The sequence below is a fragment of the Microbacterium sediminis genome, assembly GCF_004564075.1.
Lineage (GTDB): Bacteria > Actinomycetota > Actinomycetes > Actinomycetales > Microbacteriaceae > Microbacterium > Microbacterium sediminis.
The window spans coordinates 2,249,638-2,269,328 of sequence record NZ_CP038256.1; the positions used below are offsets into that span (position 1 = coordinate 2,249,638).

Sequence of the window (19,691 nt, forward strand, 5' to 3'; positions counted from 1 at the left end):
TCCACGCTATCCGACCGCGTGACGCCGATCGTTCACCCGGGCAGGTTGCTGCGGGCTGCGGCCCGAGCTGGTCAGGGCGCGACCGCCGAGCGGGCGACCGCCGCGGGGTCAGCGGGCGCGCTTGGCCGCGTACAGCGCCTGGTCGGCGCGGTCGATGAGGTCGGTGATCTCGTCGTCGTCGCGCAGCTCGGCCACGCCCCACGACCAGCCGCCGTCGGACTCGGCGTGCACGCGCGCGATCGTCGATTCCGCCTCGGCGGCGCGCGCACCGGGCAGGACGACGACGAACTCGTCGCCGCCGAGGCGTCCGATCACGTCGTCGGTGCGCAGCAGGTGGCGCCACGCTTGCACGGCACCGCGCAGCACGCGGTCGCCGGCGTCGTGCCCCTGCTTGTCGTTGAGCTCCTTGAAGCGGTCGAAGTCGATCGTCACGACCGACAGCGGGCGGCCCCGTCGGCGCGCGGTCTCGATGGCCGCCGCGAGCGCCTCGTCGAATCCGTACCGGTTCAGCACGCCCGTCAGCGGGTCGGTCGCGGCCAGGCGCCGCTCCCCCACGCGCACGCCGCGAACGACCTCGAGCAGCAGCCAGGCCGTCGCCAGCGCGACGACGATCGGGATGGGACCGAGCCGGCCCAGCGTCTGGGACGAGATGAGCGGCAGCGCGCCCACGAGCACGACGTAGAGGCCGAGCAGGAACGCGCGTCCCACCCGACCGCGGTAGAACCAGCCGGCGATCACGGCGAACAGCTGCAGGCAGAACAGCATCTCAATGACGCCGCCCGCGTCGTCCCGAGCCACCGCGCGCGCCATGAGCACCACCGCCATGAGCCCCACCCACGCGAGCACGCCCCCGTGCGGGTAGCGATCGCCCAGGCGCGCGGCCACGACGATCGCCACGAGCCCGACGAGGATCGCGGCGACCTCGGTCACGATCTCCCAGAAGTCCGTCGCGGCGAGCAGTCCGACGACGGCCGTGACGACGTAGAGCAGGGCGGCCGCGCAGGACACGAGCGCCGACCACGGCCGCGCGCGCGTGGCGTCGGGCGCGGGCACGGGCGTGGGCTCCGTCGGCACCCCCGTGCCGCGCCGCTCGCGCTTCTCGCGGTAGAGCTCCTCGTCGGCGAGGCGCACGAGGAAGTCGACCCCCACGCCGTCCTGCACGCGCACGAGCCCGGCGCTGTACGGCTGCGGCGCGGCCTTGCGCAGCGACTCGCTCACCCGGCGCGCGGCGGCTTCGCCCTCGGCGCGGAACATGATGACGAACTCGTCGCCGCCCCAGCGCGCCACGACGCCCTCGTCGGCGAGCACGACGCGCCACGACTCGACGGTCGCCCGCAGCAGCGCGTCGCCGGCCGCGTGACCGTGGCGATCGTTGAGCGGCTTGAGCCCGTCGATGTCGGCCACGACCAGCCAGTACTGCCCGCCGCGCTGCCGGGCCTCGCGCATGTGGCGGCGCAGGCCGCGGCGGTTCAGCGCGCCGGTGAGGGGATCGGTGCGCACGGCCCGGGCCAGGTCCTCGCCGAGGGCGAGCGAGATCTCGAGCACGAGCATGCACACGAGCCCGCCATAGAGCAGCGGCCAGGGATCGCTCAGCGCCCGCTCCGCGAAGTGCGGGTTGTTCACGATCGCCACACCCCACAGCCCGAGCACGACGGCCCCGACGCCGCGGGCCGGCCAGGGTTGGTACGACCAGCCGAGGTAGACCATCAGCAGCGGCACGAGGAACAGCACCCCGAGCACCGTGCCGGCCTCGGGGGCGCTCGAGACCACGACGGCGAACGCGGCCGAGAGCAGCACGACGGTGAGGATCCCCACCCACCGCGGCAGGCGACGGCCGGCGATCAGCGCCACGAGCATCGCGACGAGCGAGAAGAGCAGGACCGTCATCTCGGGCGCCGCCTGCGCCGGCGTGTGCGCATGCGAGAGCAGATGCGCGCCGGCGAGCGCGGCGAAATACGCGCACCCGAGCGCCGTCGTCCCCGAGAAGACCGACTGCCGACGCAGGGCGTGGCGGAGCCGGTCCCCCACGGGGCTCAGCAGGCGATCGGTCGAGCGGGACATGTCCTTCACCAGGGGTCGATGCGCCCCGGCCGGCTCACCGGGAATCCGCGCGCTCCCGACGGGCCCGGGCGCGCGCGTGAGCGCGGCCCGACACTATCGAACGCGGCTGAGCAGACGCCACTCTGCCCGGGCAGAAATGGGCAAATATCACCCTGCCGACACGCGCGGCGGTTCGAAGTTTCCTCCGCGAGGCGGGAACGCGCGAACCGCGCTGGTAACGTCGCGCGCGGGGGCCCGGAAGAACGGATCAGCGTGATCGGCAAGCGAGATCGTGCGCGTGCGAAAGCCGTGCCATCGCACCGGGTCGTCTTCCAGCCGCTCGTGTCCGTCGGCAGCGGCTCGATCGTCGGCTACGAGGCCCTGGCGCGCTTCGCCGACCGGCGCCGCCCCACCGAGCACCTGGCCGCCGCCGGGCGCCGTCGCGTGGAGCTGGAGCTCGCCCTGCTGCGCAGCGCCGTCGCCGCCGCCGCGGCGATCCCCGCGCGGTACTCGGTGACCATCAACCTCTCGGCCACGTCGATCGCCGCGCCCGAGCTGCGGGAGCTGCTGCCCCGCGGCCGACGCTGGGGCATCGAGCTGCTCGAGACGTCCATCCTGCAGGTCGACAGCCGCGTGCGCGAGCGGGTCGACGATCTGGACGCGATGCTGCTCATCGACGACGCCGGCACGCACGAGGCGAGCGTCGAGCGCATCCTCGAGCTGCGCCCCGACATCGTCAAGATCGACAAGAGCGTGCTGTGGAGCGCCGCCGCCGATCACGCCGCGGGCCGCACCGTGCCCGAGTGCGATCGGCTGTACGCGTTCCTCGAGGCCGCCCGGCGCGTGGGCGCGCGCACGCTCGCCGAGGGCGTGGAGACCGAGCAGCACCGCCGCTTCACAATCGACGCGGGCATCGACTACGCGCAGGGCTACCTCTTCGGCGCCCCCGCGCCCTATCCGGCCTGATCGCGGGGCCGCCGCGATCATCGGCGGCCGGCGCGCCGGCGGCGCTCGAGCTTCTCGGCGCGGCGGGTCGGGCCCAGGCGGCGATCGCCGTGGTACAGGATCGCCTCCCAGTTGACCGGTCCCGCCGGGTACGTGACGTTCTTCGGGCGCTTGGGCGCGCGCGGCGGCACGAACAGCCAGTCGATCACGCCGAGCACGAAGTCGACGATCGAGTTCCACACGCCGATGTAGGTGACGATCGCCCACAGGCACAGGGTGGCGTTGAACAGTGCGAACGCGGCGTTGCCCCAGTTCTCGGCCTGGATGTCGCGCCAGAACGTGAAGGCCGAGAAGCCGACGATCAGCCACGGCACGAGCACGTAGATCGCGGGCGCCGCCGTGCGGTCGCGCACCTTGGGCGTGCGGGCGAAGGGGATCTTCTCGCCCGTCATGGCCTGCTGCACCGACTTGAGCACGCCGGCCAGGTTCACCGCCAGCAGCACGAGGTTGAAACCGTAGATGCGGAAGATGTCGGTGAACCGGTGCCCCGACGCGCGCAGGTCGGCGCCCATGCACCAGAAGTACGGCACGGCCGCGAGGAACACCCACGCGCTCAGCAGCCGCGAGTCGTACGGGTAGGCCAGCAGGAACAGCAGCCCGAAGCTCGACCACGCGATCGACGTCATGTAGTTGGTGCGCAGCAGCACCTCGCGCAGCAGCACGCGCTCGCGCACGCGGCGCCGCTCCGAGATCTGCTCGAGCAGCTTGGGGAAGATGAGCAGACCGCCGTTGGCCCAGCGGCGGCGCTGCACGATGAGCGATCCGAAGTCGGGCGGCGTGGCCGAGTAGCTGAGCCGCTCGGGGTAGTTCAGCAGCGTCCAGTTGTGCGCCCCGATGTCGATCGACGACTCCGTGTCCTCGATCACCGTGCGGTCCTGGATGTAGGTGGTGATCGGGAAGCCCCCGACCTCCTCCGTCGTGGCGATGTCCTGCAGGGCACGGGTGCGGATGATCGCGTTGGCGCCCACCCAGAACGTCGCGCCGTAGTAGCTCATGCCCTGGTGCTGGATGTGCTGCAGGTCGGTGCTGGCGCCGGCGATCCGCTCGATGCGGGTCGGGGCGCCCCGGAACGAGGAGTACGGCGTCTGCGTGACCGCCACGCGCTCGTGACCGGGCTGCTCGAGGTACTCCACGAGCCGCACGCAGTAGTCGCGCAGCAGCATCGAGTCGGCGTCGAGCGTGAGCAGGTACTCGCTCTCGGGCACCGACAGATCGACCTGCTCACCGGGAGCCGCCTCGCGCAGCACGGCGCCGTCGGCGGTCTGCTCGATCGTCCAGTCCTTGCCGATGAGCGAGATGTAGGCGTTGATGTTCATCGCCTTGTTGGCCTCGTGCGAGAGCGAGCGGTAGCCCTTGCGCTCGAACGAGGTCAGCTCGGCCGAGAAGATCCACACGAGCCGGTTGTGCAGCTGGCGCATGCGATCGGACTCCGGGGCCCCGCCCTGGTCCACGGCGCCGCGCAGCGCCAGCTCGGTCAGGCGCAGGTCGCTGGCGAGGCCTCCCAGCACGCGCTCGATGAAGAAGTCGTCGGTGTGGTCGAGCGCCGGCTCGGCGGCCGCCATGCCCTCGAGCCACTCCGCCGCCCAGCGGTAGTGGTCGGCGAGCTCGGCCACATCGCTCTGGGTCACCGGCTCGCCCGCCTCGTGGCGCGCGTTGCAGCGCTCGGCCGCCTCGACGAAGCGCTCGCGCGGCTCGCGCAGCGCCGCCTCGATCTCGCCGGGAAGGGCGCGGCTGGCCTCGAGCGAGGCGATGCGCTCGGGATCCGTCGGGTGCGGCGGGTCGTCGATCAGCAGGACGATCCGCAGGTTCGGGAACTCCTGCAGCGCTGCCGACCAGAGCGTCTGGCGCACCACCGAGGGCTCCTCGATGTACGAGGGGACGAGCACGGTGATGAGCCGGTCGTAGCCGCCGTCGAAGTGGCGGTCGAGCTCGGCCCGCGGCACGCGGCGGTGATCGCGGAAGCGGTACAGCGCGCCCTGCCGCGCCATGAGGTACATCAGCGCCGAGAAGGTGAGGAAGGTGACGACGAGCAGGTACGAGACGAGCTCGAGGGTGAGGCGCAGATCGAAGTCGTTGTTCTCCACGAGCTCGCGCAGCACCGTGGTGACGACGTAGATCGCCCAGCAGACGATCGTCACGACGATCGCGAGGCGCCCGAGCGCGAGGGCGTGCGCGCTGGGGATCGGATGCATGATCGACAGCGGTGCCGAGGCGCGCTCGGCGCCCCACTGCCGGCGGCGGCCCTGCTCCGGGCTCGGTTGCGGTTTCTCGGCGCGCGGGCGCGCGTTGGCGGCGCGCCGAGTCAGATCTGAACTCACGGCGGTGATTCCATCCCCCACGGCCTTCGGGTGACCGTATCAACCTATTCTGTAGCATAAAATGCGCACGTCCCTCCATCCCGAATCGCAAGGGGCCCTCTTCCGTGTCCGAACGCTTTGCTGGACGCCGCTTCTCCTGGGTGCGCTTCTCCGCGCTCCTGATCGTCTGCGCCGTCCTCGCGGGGTACGGCTGGTTCACGTGGTCCTCGGCCCGCGATGAGGCCCAGGCCGAGGCATCGGGCGACCCCTGGTTCGCCGGCTACGTCGACGTGACCGCCACCCCCACCTACGCCTTCGAGGCGGCGCCCGCCGACGATGCGCAGGACGACGTGGTGCTGGCCTTCGTGGTGGCGGCCGCGCCTGACCGCTGCCAGCCGACCTGGGGCGCCGCCTACACGCTCGACGAGGCGGCCGCGGCACTCGATCTCGATCGCCGCATCCAGCGGGTGCGCAGCCAGGAGCGCGACGTGGTGGTCTCGTTCGGCGGGCTGCTCAACGCCGAGCTCGGCGACGCGTGCGAGAGCGTCGACGATCTGCGTGACGCGTACGACGTCGTGCTCGATCGCTACCACCTCACGACGATCGATCTCGATCTGGAGGGCGACGCGCTCACCGACACGGCGGCGATGGCGCGCCGGGCCGAGGCGATCGCCGCGCTGCAGCAGGAGCGGCGCGACGCCGACGAGGAGCTGGCCGTGTGGCTCACGCTGCCCGTCGACACGTCGGGGCTCACCCCGCAGGGCACCGCGGCCGTCGCCGCCTTCCTCGACGCGGGCGTCGACCTCGCCGGGGTCAACGCCATGACCATGAACTTCGCCGCGGGCGGATCGATGGCCGAGGCCTCTCAGGCCTCGCTCGAATCGCTGCACCGCCAGCTCGACGCCCTCTACACCGACGCGGGTCTGCCGCTCGGGCCGACGTCGCTGTGGCGCAAGATCGGCGCGACGCCGATGGTGGGCCAGAACGACGTCGTGGCCGACGTGTTCGAGGTCGGCGATGCCGGCCCGCTGAACGCGTTCGCGCGCGAGCGCGGCCTGGGCCGGATGTCGATGTGGTCGCTGAACCGCGATCGCGCGTGCAGCGCCAACTACGCCGACCTCACGACCGTGTCGGACGCCTGCTCGGGCGTCGAGCAGGAGGAGGGCGAGTTCGCGGCGCTGCTGGGCAAGGGCTTCGCCGGCAGCCCGAAGGACTCCGCCGGCGCCGAGACGGTGGCCGAGCAGCCCAAGGCCGTGGTGACCGACGACCCGGAGACGAGCCCCTACCCCGTGTGGTCCGAGACCGCCGCGTACCTGGCCGGCACCAAGGTGGTGTGGCACGGCAGCGTCTACGAGGCGAAGTGGTGGACGAGCGGCGACGTGCCCGACGACCCGGTGCTGCAGGAGTGGGAGACGCCCTGGACCCTCGTCGGCCCCGTGCTGCCCGGCGAGACCCCGGCGCCGACCATCGAGGTGCCCGATGACCTCGCCCCGCAGTGGGACCCCGAGACCGCCTATGAGGCCGGCGACCTCGTGATGCGCAACGACGCCGTCTTCGAGGCGCGCTGGTGGACGCTCGGCGACGCCCCCGAGGAGGCCTTCAACGACCCCGGCACCTCGCCCTGGCTCGCCCTCGACGAGGACGCGCTGCGCGAGCTCATCGCGGACGCGGAGTGACCGTCCGCGACGTCGCGTAATCGAACGCGCGGCGATCAGCGCGCGCGCTTGGCCGCGTACAGGGATCGGTCGGCGCGCTCGATCAGGTCAGCCCCCTGATCGCCCGCGCGCAGCTCGGCCACGCCCCAGGACCACTCCGCATCCGACGCGGCCTCGAGCCGCGTCATGATCGATCGCGCCGCCGACTCGTCGGCGCCGGGCAGCAGGATCGCGAACTCGTCGCCGCCGAGTCGGGCCAGCACGTCTCCCTCGCGCAGGCCGCCGCGCCACGCGTCGACGGCGCTGCGGAGCACGGCGTCGCCGCGCGCGTGCCCGAGGCGGTCGTTGAGCTGCTTGAAGCGGTCGAAGTCGATGAGCACAAGCGCGAGCGCTCCCCCACGGCGGCCGGCCCGTCGGATCTCCTGCCGCAGCGCCGTGTCGAGCCCGAGGCGGTTGACGGCGCCGGTGAGCGGATCCTCCGACGCGAGCGCCTCCAGGCCGCGCCGCACCTGCAGCACCATCTCCATGAGGAACCACGCGACGATCACGGCGACGAGGAACGGTGCCGGGCCGAGGCCCAGGAACGTCCGCGGCAGACCCACGATGATCCCGATGAGGATCGCGACCGTGTACGCGCCGAGAAGGGGGCGCGCCACCCGGCGGCGACTGAAGCCACCCACGAGGAGCGCGATCGGCACGAGGCCGAACAGTCCCGACAGCAACGGCGCCGGGCCGAGCGAGACGATCAGGTGCGCGCACGTGATCGCGGCCAGCACGACGACCCCGCACATCACGATCCAGCGGGGCGCGCGCCGCCCCAGCACTCCGAGCACCACCGCGCCGACGCACCCGAGCAGGGAGTATCCGATCGCGGCGACGAACTCGGGAGTCGACGCCACCACCGGGAGCGAGAGCAGCCCGTGCAGCGCGGCCAGCATCGCCGCCGCCGTGGCCGCGACCGTGAAGTGCGTGTGCCGTCGCGGAGCAACGGCACCGGCGCCGGCCGTCATCGGTGTCGCGCGGCGATCGGGCCGGCGCCCCTTGTCCTCGTAGAGCTCGGCATCGGCGCTGTCGAACAGGTCGCTGGAGTCGATTGACTCGCCGATGGGGACGACGCCGGCGCTGAACGACGAGGGCGATACGGCCCGGACCCGCTCGAGGAGCTGCCGGGCCTCGCCGATCGACTCGCTCCGCACGATGATCGCGAACTCGTCGCCGCCGATCCGCGCGATCGCGTCGCGACCGCCGATTGCCTCGCGCCAGCGCGCGACGCACTCGACCAGCAGCCGATCCCCGGCGGCATGGCCTTCGGTGTCGTTGAGCGTCTTGAGCCGGTCGAGGTCGACGATGATCGCGTGCTCCACGACGCCCAGGCGCGCCGAACGGTCCAGGTGGTCGCCGAGCCCGCGTCGGTTCAGCGCTCCCGTGAGCGGGTCGGTGAGCAGAGCCGCAGCCAGCTGCTCCGACAAGCCGGCGGTGACCTGGAGCGTGTACAGGCACACGGCGATGCCGAGCAGGAGCGGTCCCGCGAACGTGCGCACGACGTCGCCGAGGCCCTCGTTCGCGAGGGCGGCAGCGGCCACCCCCACGAGCGCGGCGGCCCCGGCGATGGTGGTCGCCACGCGGGGCAATGCCCACGCGAGGTAGGCGAGCAGGAGCGGCATGAGCACGAAACCGCCCAGCATCGCGCCCGGGTCGCGCGTGACGAGCGTCGATGTCGCGATTCCCGCGGCCAGGAGCAGCCCGATGAACGCCCCCTCCACGCCGAGCAGTCGCTCACCGCGCGCCAACGCCCAGACCGTGGCCGCGAGGCAGACGCCGACCGTCGCCACGTCCACGCCCGTTTCGACCGGCGAGTCGGTGCCCAGCACCAGCCGCAGCATCGCGACCAGCGCAACGAGCATCGCGCCCAGGACCGTCGCCGTCGCGAAGACGGAGGCACGCCAGAGCTCCCGCCGGCGAGGCGCCTTCGCGCTGCGGCGATCGCCGGCTACGGGCGTGGACGACGACATGCTCCTCCGGGGGTCGGGCTGCGCACCTTGTTGCTCTCCAGGGCCGTCGCAACCGGATAACGTTATCCGATCGATCCTGGGCCGTCGGTGCGGGAGGAGAATGGTGAGGGACTGTCCAGAAAGAAGGAGTCATGCAGAACCTCACCGTTCTCGGCACGGGTGTGCTGGGATCGCAGATCATCTTCCAGGCCGCGTACTCGGGCAAGACCGTCGTCGCATACGACATCAGCGACGAGATCCTCGCCAAGCTGCCCGAGCGCTGGGAGTACCTGAAGCCGCTGTACCTGCGCGACTTGCCGGACGCGACGCCGGAGAAGCTCGACGCCGCCGTCGCGCGGATCCGCGCGACCAGCGACCTCGCCGACGCGCTGTCGGATGCGGACATCGTGATCGAGGCCGTGCCCGAGCGCCTCGACATCAAGCGCGACACGTGGGCGAAGGTCTCGGCGGTCGCGCCGGAGAAGACGATCTTCTGCACCAACTCGTCGACGCTGCTGCCGAGCGACATCGTGGACGCCACCGATCGCCCCTCCAAGTTCCTCGCGCTGCACTTCGCCAACGAGGTGTGGAGGAACAACACCGGCGAGGTCATGGCGCAGGCCCAGACCGATCCGGCGGTGTTCGAGCAGGTCGCGGGGTTCGCCGAGGAGATTGGCATGGTGGCGATCCGGGTCAAGAAGGAGCAGCCGGGCTACGTGCTGAACTCGCTCCTCGTGCCGCTGCTCAGTGCCGCCGCGGCGCTGTGGGTGAAGGGCGTCGCCGACATCGAGACGATCGACCTCACCTGGCGCAAGGCCACGGGCGCTCCCCTGGGCCCGTTCCAGATCTTCGACGTCGTCGGCATGGTGACGCCGTACAACCTGAACAAGGACAGCGCGGACCCGATCCAGCGGGAGTTCGCCGAGCGGATCAAGAAGGACTACATCGACACCGGCCGCCTCGGTCGCGGCGTCGGCAAGGGCTTCTACGACTACGCCTGACGCAAAACGAGGAATGCCCCGGAACCGAGGTTCCGGGGCATTCGCACACGGTAGCGGAGGCGGGACTCGAACCCGCGACCTCACGATTATGAGTCGTGCGCTCTCACCAACTGAGCTACTCCGCCGCGCACTGCATCCGTGGATGCTGCGAGCCCCGAGTCAGGATTGAACTGACGACCCCTTCCTTACCATGGAAGTGCTCTGCCACTGAGCTATCGGGGCGTGCTGCCCGGTGAAAGGCAACCAGAAGAGAATACCATCTCGCGCGGTCCCACACGAACCGGCGTCAGTCCCCCTCGGAGGACGATCCGGCGTCCTCGTCCTCGGTCACATCGGCCGCAACCTGCTCCTCCGGGTAGTGGGTGTTGGCCCACTGGCGCAGCCACGGCAGCGGATCGACGGTCGAGCCGCCGATGATGATCTCGAAGTGCATGTGGGCGCCGTACGAGCGCCCGGTGTTGCCCGTAAGGCCGATGACGTCGCCGACCTTGACGCGCTGCCCGGCGGTCACGCGCAGCGAGTTGTACTGCATGTGCGCGTAGTGGCTCGTGACGAGCTGGCCGTCGATCACATGATCGATGTAGACGTTCACGCCATACGCCCCGCCGGACTCGGTGGCGATGCGCACCGTGCCGTCGGCGATCGCCTGAACGGGCGCGCCGTTGCCCGGCACGAAGTCGATGCCCTCGTGCAGGCGGCCCCAGCGGGTGCCGTAGTACGAGCTGATGCCCACGCCGACCGCGAAGGGCCACTGGATGTCGGCGGTGGGGTCGTTCGTGAACACCGCGTTGGACACGTTGATGCCCTCGGCAGCAGCGATCTCGGCGAACGTCTGGCTGTCGAACTCCGCGGTGACCTCGAGGGCCTCGCTCGCGACGTCGGCCGGGGCCACGAAGGCCTGGATGTCGTTCTCGTCCGCCGGCGGCGCGATGCTCGCGGCCGTCGCGGTGGCCGCGGCGGGGTTCTCGCCCTCCGCGGGAGCGGCGACGGCGCCGACCGGGGTGGTGAGGCCGACGGCGAGCATGCCGACGATGCCCATCACGCCCACCGACGCGACGGCCGTCGTGGCGATGCGGCGCATGCGGCCGGCGCGCGCGGTGCGACCCTGGGCGACGTGCTCGCCGTCGGCGCGCGGCGCGGGCTGCGGGATGACCGTGGTCTCGCCCGTCGCGGCGAAGGCGCGCACGGCCTCGAGGAACGGATCGGCGGCCTCGCACGGCTCGTCCTGAGCCTCGGCCTCGGGGGCGGGCTCGGGCGCATCGGCGGGGTCGGCCGCCGGAGCGTCGGCCTCGGCGGCCGGCTCGGACTCGGGGGCCGAGCCGAACCAGCGGGAGAAGGGGTGATCGGTCGTCGACTCGACGACGATGCTCTCGGTGACCGCGGAGGGCTCGGGGGTCGGCGCGACCTCCGGGGCGGGCTCGGACTCGGTCGCGGTCTGCGCAGCGGCGGCGGCCGGCTGGACCGACCAGGTCGTGGTGCGCGCGCTCGCGCGACGCGCGCGGCGGCTCGTGGGGACGACCGTCGCCGGCGTCACATCGACCGGCGCGAGCGCGGTCTCGCGATCGTCGCGGACCGCCACATCCTGGGTCGTCGGCACGGCCGCCGCAGCCATTGCGGCGATCTGAGCGCGAAGAGCGCGCCGCGAGGCGGGCGCCGGCTGCTCAGCCGTGGGGACGTCAGAGGGCACGGGTGTATCAAGTACTTTCGGTCGGATGCCGTGGGGGGCGGCATTCGGGAGCGGGGGCGTCTCGTCATCGACCGTCGGGGTGCGATTGATAACGATCAGATAACCCCACCCTAACGGGCACGCCCTGAAAACGCCATCCGACGCCACGCCCGGGTGTTACATCTTTCGAAAAACTCCCCGGGGAGTCGGTCACATCTCCGGAGCGACGGCGGCGTCCAACGCGTCGAAGACGATGGGGCTGGCGGCGACGATCATCGATCGCCCGGTCTCGTCGGCGGGGTGCCAGCCGATCCGCCCGCCGGCCTCCTGCACGAGCAGCGCGCCGGCCGCGTGATCCCACGGCGCGAGGCCGCGCTCGTAGTACCCGTCGAGGCGCCCGGCCGCGACGTACGAGAGGTCGAGCGACGCCGATCCGCTGCGGCGCAGGTCGCGCGCCAGCGGCATGACGCGCTGCAGCACCCCGAGGGCGGGCGCGTGCGTGGCGGGGTCGTAGCCGAATCCGGTGGCGATGAGCGCGCCCGCCGGTGCCTCGGTCGTCACGCGCAGCGGCCGACCGTCGAGGAAGGCGCCCTCCCCTGCCGCGGCCTCGAACACCTCGCCGAGCTTGGGCGCGTGCACGACCCCGGCGAGCGCGCGCCAGCTCAGCGGATCGGCGGGGCCCTCGACCACCGCGATGCTCACGGCCCACGACGGCATGCCGAACGCGTAGTTGACGGTGCCGTCGATCGGGTCGACGACCCACGTGATCCCGCTGGTCCCGCCGGCGGCGGCCGATTCCTCGCCGAGGAACGCGTCGTCGGGGCGCTCTGCCGCCAGGCGGGCGCGGATGAGCGCCTCGACCTCGCGGTCGGCCTCGGTCACGATGTCGGCGAGCGACGACTTGCTCGCCGCGACCGCTACCCCCTCCGCCCGGCGGCGAGCCGCCAGCTCGGCGGCCTCGGCCGCGATCTCTCGGGCGAGCGCCCGCAGGTCCCCAGGAGTCGTCATGCTCCCCACGGTATCGACCACAGGTGAACGAAAGAGGCCCGCATCCGAAGATGCGGGCCTCTGGTCCGTGGTAGGTGAGGGATTCGAACCCCCGAAGGCAGTGCCGTCTGATTTACAGTCAGATCCCTTTGGCCGCTCGGGCAACCTACCAGGATGCGCACCCGGCCGACTTGTTCAGCCAACCGGAGGCGCGAACATCAATAGTACCTGCTGGCGCCCCGCGGCCGAAATCGCCTCGGCTCGTCAGGCGGCCGCGGCCACGCGGGCCACGAAGTCGCGGGACCGGCGGGCGGTGCCGTCGATCTTCATGTCGACGCTGCCGCGGTACTCGTTCGGCGCCAGCGGCATCGCCAGGCGCACGTTCTCGTGGCACGACAGGTCGGCGCAGATATAGGTGCCGACGCTGTTGCCGAGCTCGCCCTCCTCGCCGGCCTTGCGCGCGGTGAACAGCGCCACCTGGTTGCCCGGCTGCATCGTGCGGCAGAGGTTGCAGAACGCCGAACGAGCCTGCGACGAGCCGGCGGCACGGCGCAGCACGATGCCGGTCGGGCGACCGTCGATCTCGGTGACGATGTAGCCGCGGCCGCGCGAGTGCGGGTCCGCCCACGCGAGGAAGTCGAGGTGATCCCACTCCGTCAGCAGGAAGTCGTGCGGCATCGCCGCGACGCGCAGCTCGTCCGGGGTGGCGTTGACGAACGAGTCGAGCACGTCCTGCTCGGTCATCGGTCGCATGGTTCCTCCTGGCCAGTCGCTCCGCCCGCCAGTCTACGAACCGCTCCCGCGGCGAGGGCCGACCAGTAGTCTGTGGGCATGGCAGACAGCAGCTTCGACATCGTCTCCAAGGTCGATCGCCAGGAGGCCGACAACGCGCTCAACCAGGCACGCAAGGAGGTCGAGCAGCGCTACGACTTCCGAGGCACCGACGCCTCGATCGAGTGGAGCGGCGAGCAGATCCTCATCAAGGCCAACAGCGACGACCGCGCGCTCGCGGTGCTCGACGTGTTCCAGTCGAAGCTCATCAAGCGCGGCATCTCGCTGAAGAGCCTCGACTCGGGCGAGCCGCAGGCCAGCGGCAAGGAGTACCGGATCGTCTCGAGCCTGAAGAACGGGATCGATCAGGACAACGCGAAGAAGATCGGAAAGATCATCCGCGACGAGGGCCCCAAGGGCGTCAAGAGCCAGATCCAGGGCGACGAGGTGCGCGTCTCGAGCAAGAGCCGCGACGACCTGCAGGAGGTCATCCGCCTGCTGAAGTCGAAGGACCTCGACCTCGACCTCCAGTTCGTCAACTACCGGTGACCCCGGCGCTCGAGACGGCGCTGCGGTGCGTCGCCGATGACGCGCGCGCGGGACTGCTCGAGCTGTGGGGGCGCTCGACGGTGGTCGACGAGAACGTCGGCGCGCCCGTGATCGATCGCGCGCTCTTCGATGCCCTGCACGACGCCGCCGGCATCGCCGCCGCGTTCCCGATCGGCAACGCCGGCGTCGTGCACGTGTACGGCTACTTCTTCTCAGACGTGCCCACGCCCTACGGCTACAAGCGCGATCGCTGGAACGACGGCGCGCTGGCCCGCGCGCTCGATCTGCCCGCGTCGGCGTTCCGGCTCGGCGACAGCCCCGACGAGACGCCGCTCGCGCGCGTGACGGCCGCGGCGCTGCCCCTGCTGCGCGAGCCGCCCGCGGGAGCGACGGTGTTGGATGTCGCCGTCGATGGCCTCGCCACGCGCGCCGTCGTGAGCGCCGGGACAGACGGCTCGGGCGTGCTCTGCTACGGCGTCGCGGATCGGCTCGTCACGCTCTTTCCCGTGGCCGACGCCGCCGCGTTCGCGCGCGAGGCGGCGGCCGAGCCGCCTCGGCTGCGCTGGAACGCCGGGCTCCCGGCCTGAACGCACCGGTCACCGGATGTTCATCTTCTCGTGACCAATGCGTCCACGAACTCCTCATAGTGTGGACGCATTGTTCGTGAGTGTGAGGGAGTTCCGTTGGCAGCGAGCGTCGTGTTCGATTTCGACGGCACCCTCGCCGTCGGCAACGGCGCCGTGCTTGCCTACGCCCGCGAGGTCGCCCGTCGCGCGGGAACCGGCTTCCTGGAGCGCGTCGAGCGCACGCTCGCCGCGTTCGACGACGGGCTCGAGGATCGCTTCCGCGACGGCTACGACATCGTCGGCATCCTCGGGCGCGACGCCGGCATCGCGCCCGACGAGCTGCAGGATGCCTACCTCGCCAGCCGCGCGGCGCTCGGCGGCCCCGACGCCCCCGTCGACATGGCGCCGGGCCTGGACGAGCTCCTCGCGGCGCTGCCCGCCTCGACCCGCGTCGTGCTCGCGACGAACGCCCCGGCGCTCGGCGTGGAGCCGCTGCTCGATGCGTGGGGCGTGCGCGCACGGATCGACGCGCTGCACTACGACACCGGCAAGCCCGCCGGCCTGACCCCGATCATCCGCGACGCCCTCGCGCTCGGCCCGGTGTTGTCCGTCGGCGACATCGTCGAGAACGACCTCGCCCCCGCCGCGGCGCTCGGCGCCGACACCGCGCTCGTGGGCGCCACGGCGGCCGAATCGGCGGCGGCGGTCACGATGCGCGCGGCGACGCTCGCGGAGCTCGCTCCCCAGATCCTCGCGTGGGCCCACCGGGCCGACGCGCTGACCCCCGTGCTGCCCGGCACGGGCCACCCCCTCGAAAGGTGAACCCTCCCATGCGCAAGACCCTGATCGCGTCGGGTGCCGTCGCGATGCTCGCCCTCGGACTCGCCGGCTGCGCGTCCTCCGACGACGCGGCCGATGCCGCCGGCGCCACCGAGTGGCCCGAGTCGATCACCCTCTCGCTCGTCCCCTCGGTCGAGGGCGAGGACCTGGCCGAAGCGCTCGGCCCGCTCACCGACTACCTCTCGGAGGGCCTCGGCATCGAGGTCGAGGGCGTCGTCGCCACCAACTACGCCGCCACGGTCGAGGCGCTCGGCGCCGACCAGGCCCAGGTCGTCATCACCGACGCCGGCTCGCTCTACAACGCGATCGAGCAGTACGACGCCAAGCTGATCGCGCGCGACGTGCGCTTCGGCGCCACCTCGTACGCCGCGGTCGCCTACACGAACAACCCCGACAAGTACTGCGACGACGAGCCGGTCATGGCCACCTACGACGCCAGCGGCATCGAGCTGTCGTACTGCAACGGCCTGGAGGAGGCCGGCGCATCGGCCACGGGCCAGGGCCCGAAGGGCGTCGAGGCGTTCGAGAAGCTCGCGGGCGCGAAGGTCGCGCTGCAGGCCGCCACCTCGCCGGCCGGCTACCAGTACCCCGTCGTGGCCATGCGCGACGCCGGCATCGACACCGACGCCGACATCGAGCAGATCCCGGTCGAGGGCAACAACAACGCCGTGCTGGCCGTCGCCAACGGCGACGCCGAGGTCGGCTTCGGCTACTGGGACGCCCGCACCACGGTGACCTCGGAGGTCCCCGACATCGCCGAGAAGGCCGTGGCCTTCGCCTACACCGAGATGATCCCCAACGGCGGCGTCGCGGTCGCGAACTCGCTGCCCGCCGACCTCGTCGAGGAGCTGGCGACGCTGCTCGACGAGTACGCCGACTCGTCGGAGGAGGCCGCCACGGTCATGTTCGACCTCGTGGGCCTGAGCGACTGGACCACCGACACGGCCGAGGACGAGATCACCCGCTACGGCGAGATCCTCGCGCAGTTCCAGGGCTGACCCCCTCCGGGAGACGCAGCGCATGACATCCGGCGCGCACACCGCGGAGGCCGGGCTCGTCCCGGCCTCCGCCTCCTGGCCGATCCGCCTCGAGCGGGTCTCGGTCACGTACCCCAACGGCACGGCCGCCCTGCGCGACGTGTCGCTCACGATCGCCCCGGGCGAGATGGTCTCGATCGTCGGGCTGTCCGGATCGGGCAAGTCGACGCTGATCCGCACGATCAACGGCCTGGTGCCCGTCACCGGCGGCACCGTCGAGGTCGGCCCCTACACGGTCTCGGGCCTCGCCGGCCGGCGCCTGCGCGAGCTGCGCGGTCACGTCGGCATGATCTTCCAGGGCTTCAACCTCGCCGAGCGCGTCGACGTGTACCGCAACACGCTCGTCGGCCGGTTCGCCCGCGCCGGCGCGCTCCGCTCGCTGCTGGGCATCCCCACGCCGGAGGACCGCGAGATCGCCCTGCGCGCGCTCGATGCCGTCGGCATGCTCGACAAGGTGTGGACGCGCGCCGGATCGCTCTCGGGCGGCCAGAAGCAGCGCGTGGCGATCGCCCGCGCGCTGTCGCAGGAGCCGCAGGTGATGCTCGCCGACGAGCCCGTCGCGAGTCTCGATCCGCCCACCGCGCACGCCGTGATGGCCGAGCTGGAGCGCATCGGCGTGGAGCGGGGGCTCACCGTGCTGGTGAACCTGCACCTCATGGACCTCGCCCGCGACTACACCACCCGCATGATCGGCCTGCGCGCCGGCGAGCTCGTGTACGACGGCCCCGCCGCCGACGCCACCGACGCGGACTTCGAGCAGATCTACGGGCGCCGCATCCAGCCGCAGGACCGCCTCGGGGCGACGTCGTGACGATCGCCGTGCCGCCGCGGCCCCGGACGTGGCCGCGCACGCTGCTCGTCGTCGCGGGGTTCGCGGCGTTCACCGTACTCACCTGCCTGCCCGCGATCGGCGGCGTCGAGATCGACCTCGCCGCGATCGCGAAGAACTGGCGCAACGGCGCCAACAAGATGCTGCAGCTGCTGCAGCCCGACCTCGGCTTCCTGCCCCGCACCGTCCAGCCGATGCTCGAGACGCTGCAGATGGCGGTCGTGGGAGCCGCCGCCGCGGCGATCGTCTCGGTGCCGCTCACGCTCTGGGCCGCGCGGCCGACCAACCCGAACGGCATCGCGCGCGGGATCGTGCGGGCGGCGATCAACATCGTCCGCTCGGTGCCCGACCTCGTCTACGCCACCATCCTCGTCGCGCTCGTCGGCGTGGGCGCCCTGCCGGGCCTGCTCACGCTGTTCCTGTTCGATCTCGGCATCGTCGTCAAGCTCGTCTCCGAGGCGATCGACTCCGCCGATCACCCCTACCTCGAGGCCGGCCACGCCGCCGGGGCGCGGCAGGGTCAGCTCAACCGCGCGCTCGCGCTGCCGCAGAGCCTGCCGCTGTTCGCCAATCAGTGGCTGTACGCGCTCGAGCTCAACGTGCGCATCTCGGCCATCCTCGGCATCGTCGGCGCGGGCGGCATCGGCCGGCTGCTCGACGAGCGATTCGGCTTCTACGCCTACGACGACGTCTCGGTGATCATCCTCGAGATCCTCGTCGTAGTGATCCTCATCGAGCTCGTCTCGAACCAGCTCCGCCGGAGGCTCACATGACCGCCACGCTGACGCCGGCCCCGCCGGTGCTCGACCTGCCCCGACCGCCCTCGCGCCGCCGCGAGACGATCGCCGCGATCGTGGCCGGCGCCGTCATCCTCGTCTCGGCCGCCACGCTCGACGCCGGGTGGGCCCGCCTGCTGGACCTCCCGCGCGCCTCGTGGGAGTACGCGGTGCTGATGTTCCAGAACCCGGACTGGTCGAAGCTGTGGCGCGCGCTGTTCGAGATGTGGCGGTCGATCTCGATGGCCTGGCTCGGCGCGCTGCTGTGCGTGGTGCTGTCGGTGCCGCTGGGCATGTTCGCCGCCCACGGCGTCGGCCCCGCCTGGCTGCGGCACGGACTGCGTGCGGTGTTCGCCGTGATCCGCGCGGTGCCCGAGGTGATCATCGCGCTCATCCTGCTCACCGTCACGGGCCTGACGCCGTTCACGGGCGCGCTGGCGCTCGGCATCGCCGGTATCGGCACGCAGGGCAAGTGGGTGTACGAGACGATCGAGTCCCTGCACGACGGCGCGGCGGAGGCGGTGCGAGCCTCGGGGGGAGGGCGCATCGCCGTCGCGCGCTGGGCGCTGTGGCCGGCGGCGCTGCCGTCGCTGATGTCGTTCGCGCTGTACCGCTTCGAGATCAACATCCGCACCTCGGCGGTGCTGGGTCTCGTCGGCGCGGGCGGCATCGGCTCGATGCTGTCGAACTACACCAACTACCGTGAGTGGAGCACGGTGGGCATGCTGCTCATCGTGGTGGTCATCGCGACGATGCTGATCGACGCGGCCTCCGGCGCGCTGCGCCGACGGATCATGGAAGGAGCGAGGGCACGTGGCGTGGACCGGATCCGCTGACGCTCCCCTGACCGCGCGCATCACCGCGCTCGCGCCGTCGCTGCACCCCGGCGAGCGCCGGGTGGCCGAGGCGATCGCGAACGACCTGAGCACGGCCGTGGAGCGCACGGCGCAGGAGGCGGCCGAGGCGATCGGCGTGGGCCGCGCGACCGTCGTGCGCACGGCGCAGGCGCTGGGCTACGAGGGCTACCCGCAGCTGCGCGTCGCCGCCGCCCGCGACCTGGCGCTGCGCACCACCGACGCGTCGCTGCTGGCCGACGGCACAATCCTCGGCTCGCTGCGGGCCTCCTCGGAGCGCTTCGCGTCGCGCCTCGGTCACACGCTGTCGGGCCTGACCGAGGAGGGCCTGCAGGCCTTTGTCGGCGCGCTCGACGAGGCCGCGCGGGTGCTCGTCATCGCCAACGGGCTGTCCTCTCCCCTGGGCCTCGACCTGGCCCTGCGGCTCAACGCGGCGGGCCGGCCGGCCGAGCACCTCTCCGACGCGCTCGCGCAGCGCATCGCCGCCCGCCAGCTGGGCGCCGACGCGGTGTGCCTGGTCGTCTCGGGATCGGGCGCCAACGAGACCACGCTCGCGGCGATGACGTCGGCGCAGGCGAGCGGGTGCCGCGTGCTCGCGATCACCTCGTTCGCGCAGTCGGCCGTGACCGACCTGGCCGACACCGCCCTCATCGTGCCGGCCGTCAACGACACCTTCCAGGACGAGCTGCTGCACACCTCGCGCGCGGCGCTCATGCTCGTCACCGAGGCGCTCGTCGACGCCCTGCTCACCCGCCGCGGCGACCGGGGCCGCGACGCCCGGGCCTCCGTGCTCGAGGTGCTGGGCTCCTCGATCCGGGAGTCCTGAG

Annotated in this window: 17 protein-coding genes and 3 tRNA genes; 11 read left to right on the forward strand and 9 right to left on the reverse strand. The window is 71.9% G+C overall.

The genetic code is table 11. The features are described from left to right. Window positions 1-108 precede the first annotated feature (108 nt). Complete coding sequence (locus E3O41_RS10740) at window positions 109-2,061, reverse strand: GGDEF domain-containing protein (RefSeq protein ID WP_083991036.1); 1,953 nt, start codon at window positions 2,059-2,061, stop codon at window positions 109-111. A 288-nt stretch (window positions 2,062-2,349) separates the two neighbouring features. Between E3O41_RS10740 and E3O41_RS14150 the strand changes: the two genes are divergently transcribed. Continuing rightward, entirely contained in the window at window positions 2,350-3,006 is a 657-nt protein-coding gene (locus E3O41_RS14150; RefSeq protein WP_158231534.1) for an EAL domain-containing protein, read from the forward strand. Between the two features lie 17 nt (window positions 3,007-3,023). On the opposite strand, the gene E3O41_RS10750 is transcribed toward E3O41_RS14150, so the two are convergent. Beyond that, window positions 3,024-5,237: a glycosyltransferase family 2 protein gene (locus tag E3O41_RS10750; protein WP_135012689.1), complete on the reverse strand. Its 2,214-nt coding sequence runs from the start codon at window positions 5,235-5,237 to the stop codon at window positions 3,024-3,026. 230 nt (window positions 5,238-5,467) lie between these two features. Between E3O41_RS10750 and E3O41_RS10755 the strand changes: the two genes are divergently transcribed. Next, entirely contained in the window at window positions 5,468-7,018 is a 1,551-nt protein-coding gene (locus tag E3O41_RS10755) for a carbohydrate-binding protein (RefSeq protein WP_067027702.1), read from the forward strand. Between the two features lie 35 nt (window positions 7,019-7,053). Here the strand turns inward: E3O41_RS10755 and E3O41_RS10760 are convergent, their stop codons facing one another. Further along, window positions 7,054-8,901 (reverse strand): GGDEF domain-containing protein, encoded by a 1,848-nt coding sequence (locus E3O41_RS10760; protein WP_158231533.1) that lies wholly within the window; start codon window positions 8,899-8,901, stop codon window positions 7,054-7,056. Window positions 8,902-9,140: 239 nt separating this feature from the next. On the opposite strand from E3O41_RS10760, the gene E3O41_RS10765 reads away from it, so the two are divergent. Beyond that, window positions 9,141-9,989 (forward strand): 3-hydroxyacyl-CoA dehydrogenase, encoded by an 849-nt coding sequence (locus E3O41_RS10765; protein WP_067027698.1) that lies wholly within the window; start codon window positions 9,141-9,143, stop codon window positions 9,987-9,989. A gap of 51 nt (window positions 9,990-10,040) precedes the next feature. On the opposite strand, the gene E3O41_RS10770 is transcribed toward E3O41_RS10765, so the two are convergent. The 6 genes from E3O41_RS10770 to E3O41_RS10795 form a co-directional block, all read right to left on the reverse strand. Next, window positions 10,041-10,114 (reverse strand) — tRNA-Met (locus E3O41_RS10770). A gap of 25 nt (window positions 10,115-10,139) precedes the next feature. Then, window positions 10,140-10,211: transfer RNA gene (locus tag E3O41_RS10775), tRNA-Thr, on the reverse strand. Between the two features lie 64 nt (window positions 10,212-10,275). Further along, the gene (locus E3O41_RS10780) at window positions 10,276-11,601 is read right to left on the reverse strand and encodes a M23 family metallopeptidase (protein WP_067027696.1); all 1,326 of its coding nucleotides are present in this window, start codon (window positions 11,599-11,601) and stop codon (window positions 10,276-10,278) included. 264 nt (window positions 11,602-11,865) lie between these two features. Next, a complete protein-coding gene (locus E3O41_RS10785; protein ID WP_135012394.1) occupies window positions 11,866-12,663 on the reverse strand; it encodes an inositol monophosphatase family protein in 798 nt (265 codons plus the stop codon). Window positions 12,664-12,731: 68 nt separating this feature from the next. After that, window positions 12,732-12,813 (reverse strand) — tRNA-Tyr (locus E3O41_RS10790). A 93-nt stretch (window positions 12,814-12,906) separates the two neighbouring features. Beyond that, on the reverse strand, window positions 12,907-13,395 hold the full coding sequence (locus E3O41_RS10795; RefSeq protein ID WP_067027693.1) for an FBP domain-containing protein: 489 nt from the start codon (window positions 13,393-13,395) through the stop codon (window positions 12,907-12,909). 78 nt (window positions 13,396-13,473) lie between these two features. On the opposite strand from E3O41_RS10795, the gene E3O41_RS10800 reads away from it, so the two are divergent. The 8 genes from E3O41_RS10800 (at window position 13,474) to E3O41_RS10835 (ending at window position 19,690) form a co-directional block, all read left to right on the forward strand. Next, window positions 13,474-13,962 carry a YajQ family cyclic di-GMP-binding protein gene (locus E3O41_RS10800; protein ID WP_067027691.1) on the forward strand — a complete coding sequence of 163 codons (489 nt, stop codon included), beginning with the start codon at window positions 13,474-13,476 and terminating at the stop codon, window positions 13,960-13,962. Then, window positions 13,959-14,549 carry a hypothetical protein gene (locus E3O41_RS10805; RefSeq protein ID WP_067027689.1) on the forward strand — a complete coding sequence of 197 codons (591 nt, stop codon included), beginning with the start codon at window positions 13,959-13,961 and terminating at the stop codon, window positions 14,547-14,549. Before E3O41_RS10800 ends, E3O41_RS10805 begins: the two co-directional genes overlap by 4 nt. Window positions 14,550-14,645: 96 nt before the next feature. Then, window positions 14,646-15,350 carry an HAD family hydrolase gene (locus E3O41_RS10810; RefSeq protein ID WP_067027687.1) on the forward strand — a complete coding sequence of 235 codons (705 nt, stop codon included), beginning with the start codon at window positions 14,646-14,648 and terminating at the stop codon, window positions 15,348-15,350. Between the two features lie 8 nt (window positions 15,351-15,358). Continuing rightward, complete coding sequence (locus E3O41_RS10815; RefSeq protein WP_067027685.1) at window positions 15,359-16,366, forward strand: PhnD/SsuA/transferrin family substrate-binding protein; 1,008 nt, start codon at window positions 15,359-15,361, stop codon at window positions 16,364-16,366. Window positions 16,367-16,388: 22 nt separating this feature from the next. Continuing rightward, the gene (gene phnC, locus E3O41_RS10820; RefSeq protein WP_067027683.1) at window positions 16,389-17,216 is read left to right on the forward strand and encodes a phosphonate ABC transporter ATP-binding protein; all 828 of its coding nucleotides are present in this window, start codon (window positions 16,389-16,391) and stop codon (window positions 17,214-17,216) included. Next, the gene (gene phnE, locus E3O41_RS10825) at window positions 17,213-18,007 is read left to right on the forward strand and encodes a phosphonate ABC transporter, permease protein PhnE (protein ID WP_067027681.1); all 795 of its coding nucleotides are present in this window, start codon (window positions 17,213-17,215) and stop codon (window positions 18,005-18,007) included. The genes phnC and phnE (E3O41_RS10825) overlap by 4 nt, the downstream gene beginning before the upstream one ends. Beyond that, on the forward strand, window positions 18,004-18,846 hold the full coding sequence (gene phnE, locus E3O41_RS10830) for a phosphonate ABC transporter, permease protein PhnE (RefSeq protein ID WP_067027679.1): 843 nt from the start codon (window positions 18,004-18,006) through the stop codon (window positions 18,844-18,846). The genes phnE (E3O41_RS10825) and phnE (E3O41_RS10830) overlap by 4 nt, the downstream gene beginning before the upstream one ends. After that, window positions 18,824-19,690 carry a MurR/RpiR family transcriptional regulator gene (locus E3O41_RS10835; RefSeq protein WP_067027677.1) on the forward strand — a complete coding sequence of 289 codons (867 nt, stop codon included), beginning with the start codon at window positions 18,824-18,826 and terminating at the stop codon, window positions 19,688-19,690. Before phnE (E3O41_RS10830) ends, E3O41_RS10835 begins: the two co-directional genes overlap by 23 nt. The last annotated feature ends 1 nt before the right edge of the window (window position 19,691 follow it).

Coding starts and splice junctions, on each gene's coding strand:
- E3O41_RS10740 (WP_083991036.1), bottom strand. CDS start 2,061: ATGTCCCGCTCGACCGATCGCCTGCTGAGCCCCGTGGGGGACCGGCTC.
- E3O41_RS10785 (WP_135012394.1), bottom strand. CDS start 12,663: ATGACGACTCCTGGGGACCTGCGGGCGCTCGCCCGAGAGATCGCGGCC.
- E3O41_RS10780 (WP_067027696.1), bottom strand. CDS start 11,601: ATGGCTGCGGCGGCCGTGCCGACGACCCAGGATGTGGCGGTCCGCGAC.
- phnC (WP_067027683.1), top strand. CDS start 16,389: ATGACATCCGGCGCGCACACCGCGGAGGCCGGGCTCGTCCCGGCCTCC.
- E3O41_RS10800 (WP_067027691.1), top strand. CDS start 13,474: ATGGCAGACAGCAGCTTCGACATCGTCTCCAAGGTCGATCGCCAGGAG.
- E3O41_RS10815 (WP_067027685.1), top strand. CDS start 15,359: ATGCGCAAGACCCTGATCGCGTCGGGTGCCGTCGCGATGCTCGCCCTC.
- phnE (WP_067027679.1), top strand. CDS start 18,004: ATGACCGCCACGCTGACGCCGGCCCCGCCGGTGCTCGACCTGCCCCGA.
- E3O41_RS10765 (WP_067027698.1), top strand. CDS start 9,141: ATGCAGAACCTCACCGTTCTCGGCACGGGTGTGCTGGGATCGCAGATC.
- E3O41_RS10750 (WP_135012689.1), bottom strand. CDS start 5,237: ATGCATCCGATCCCCAGCGCGCACGCCCTCGCGCTCGGGCGCCTCGCG.
- E3O41_RS10760 (WP_158231533.1), bottom strand. CDS start 8,901: ATGCTCGTTGCGCTGGTCGCGATGCTGCGGCTGGTGCTGGGCACCGAC.
- E3O41_RS10795 (WP_067027693.1), bottom strand. CDS start 13,395: ATGCGACCGATGACCGAGCAGGACGTGCTCGACTCGTTCGTCAACGCC.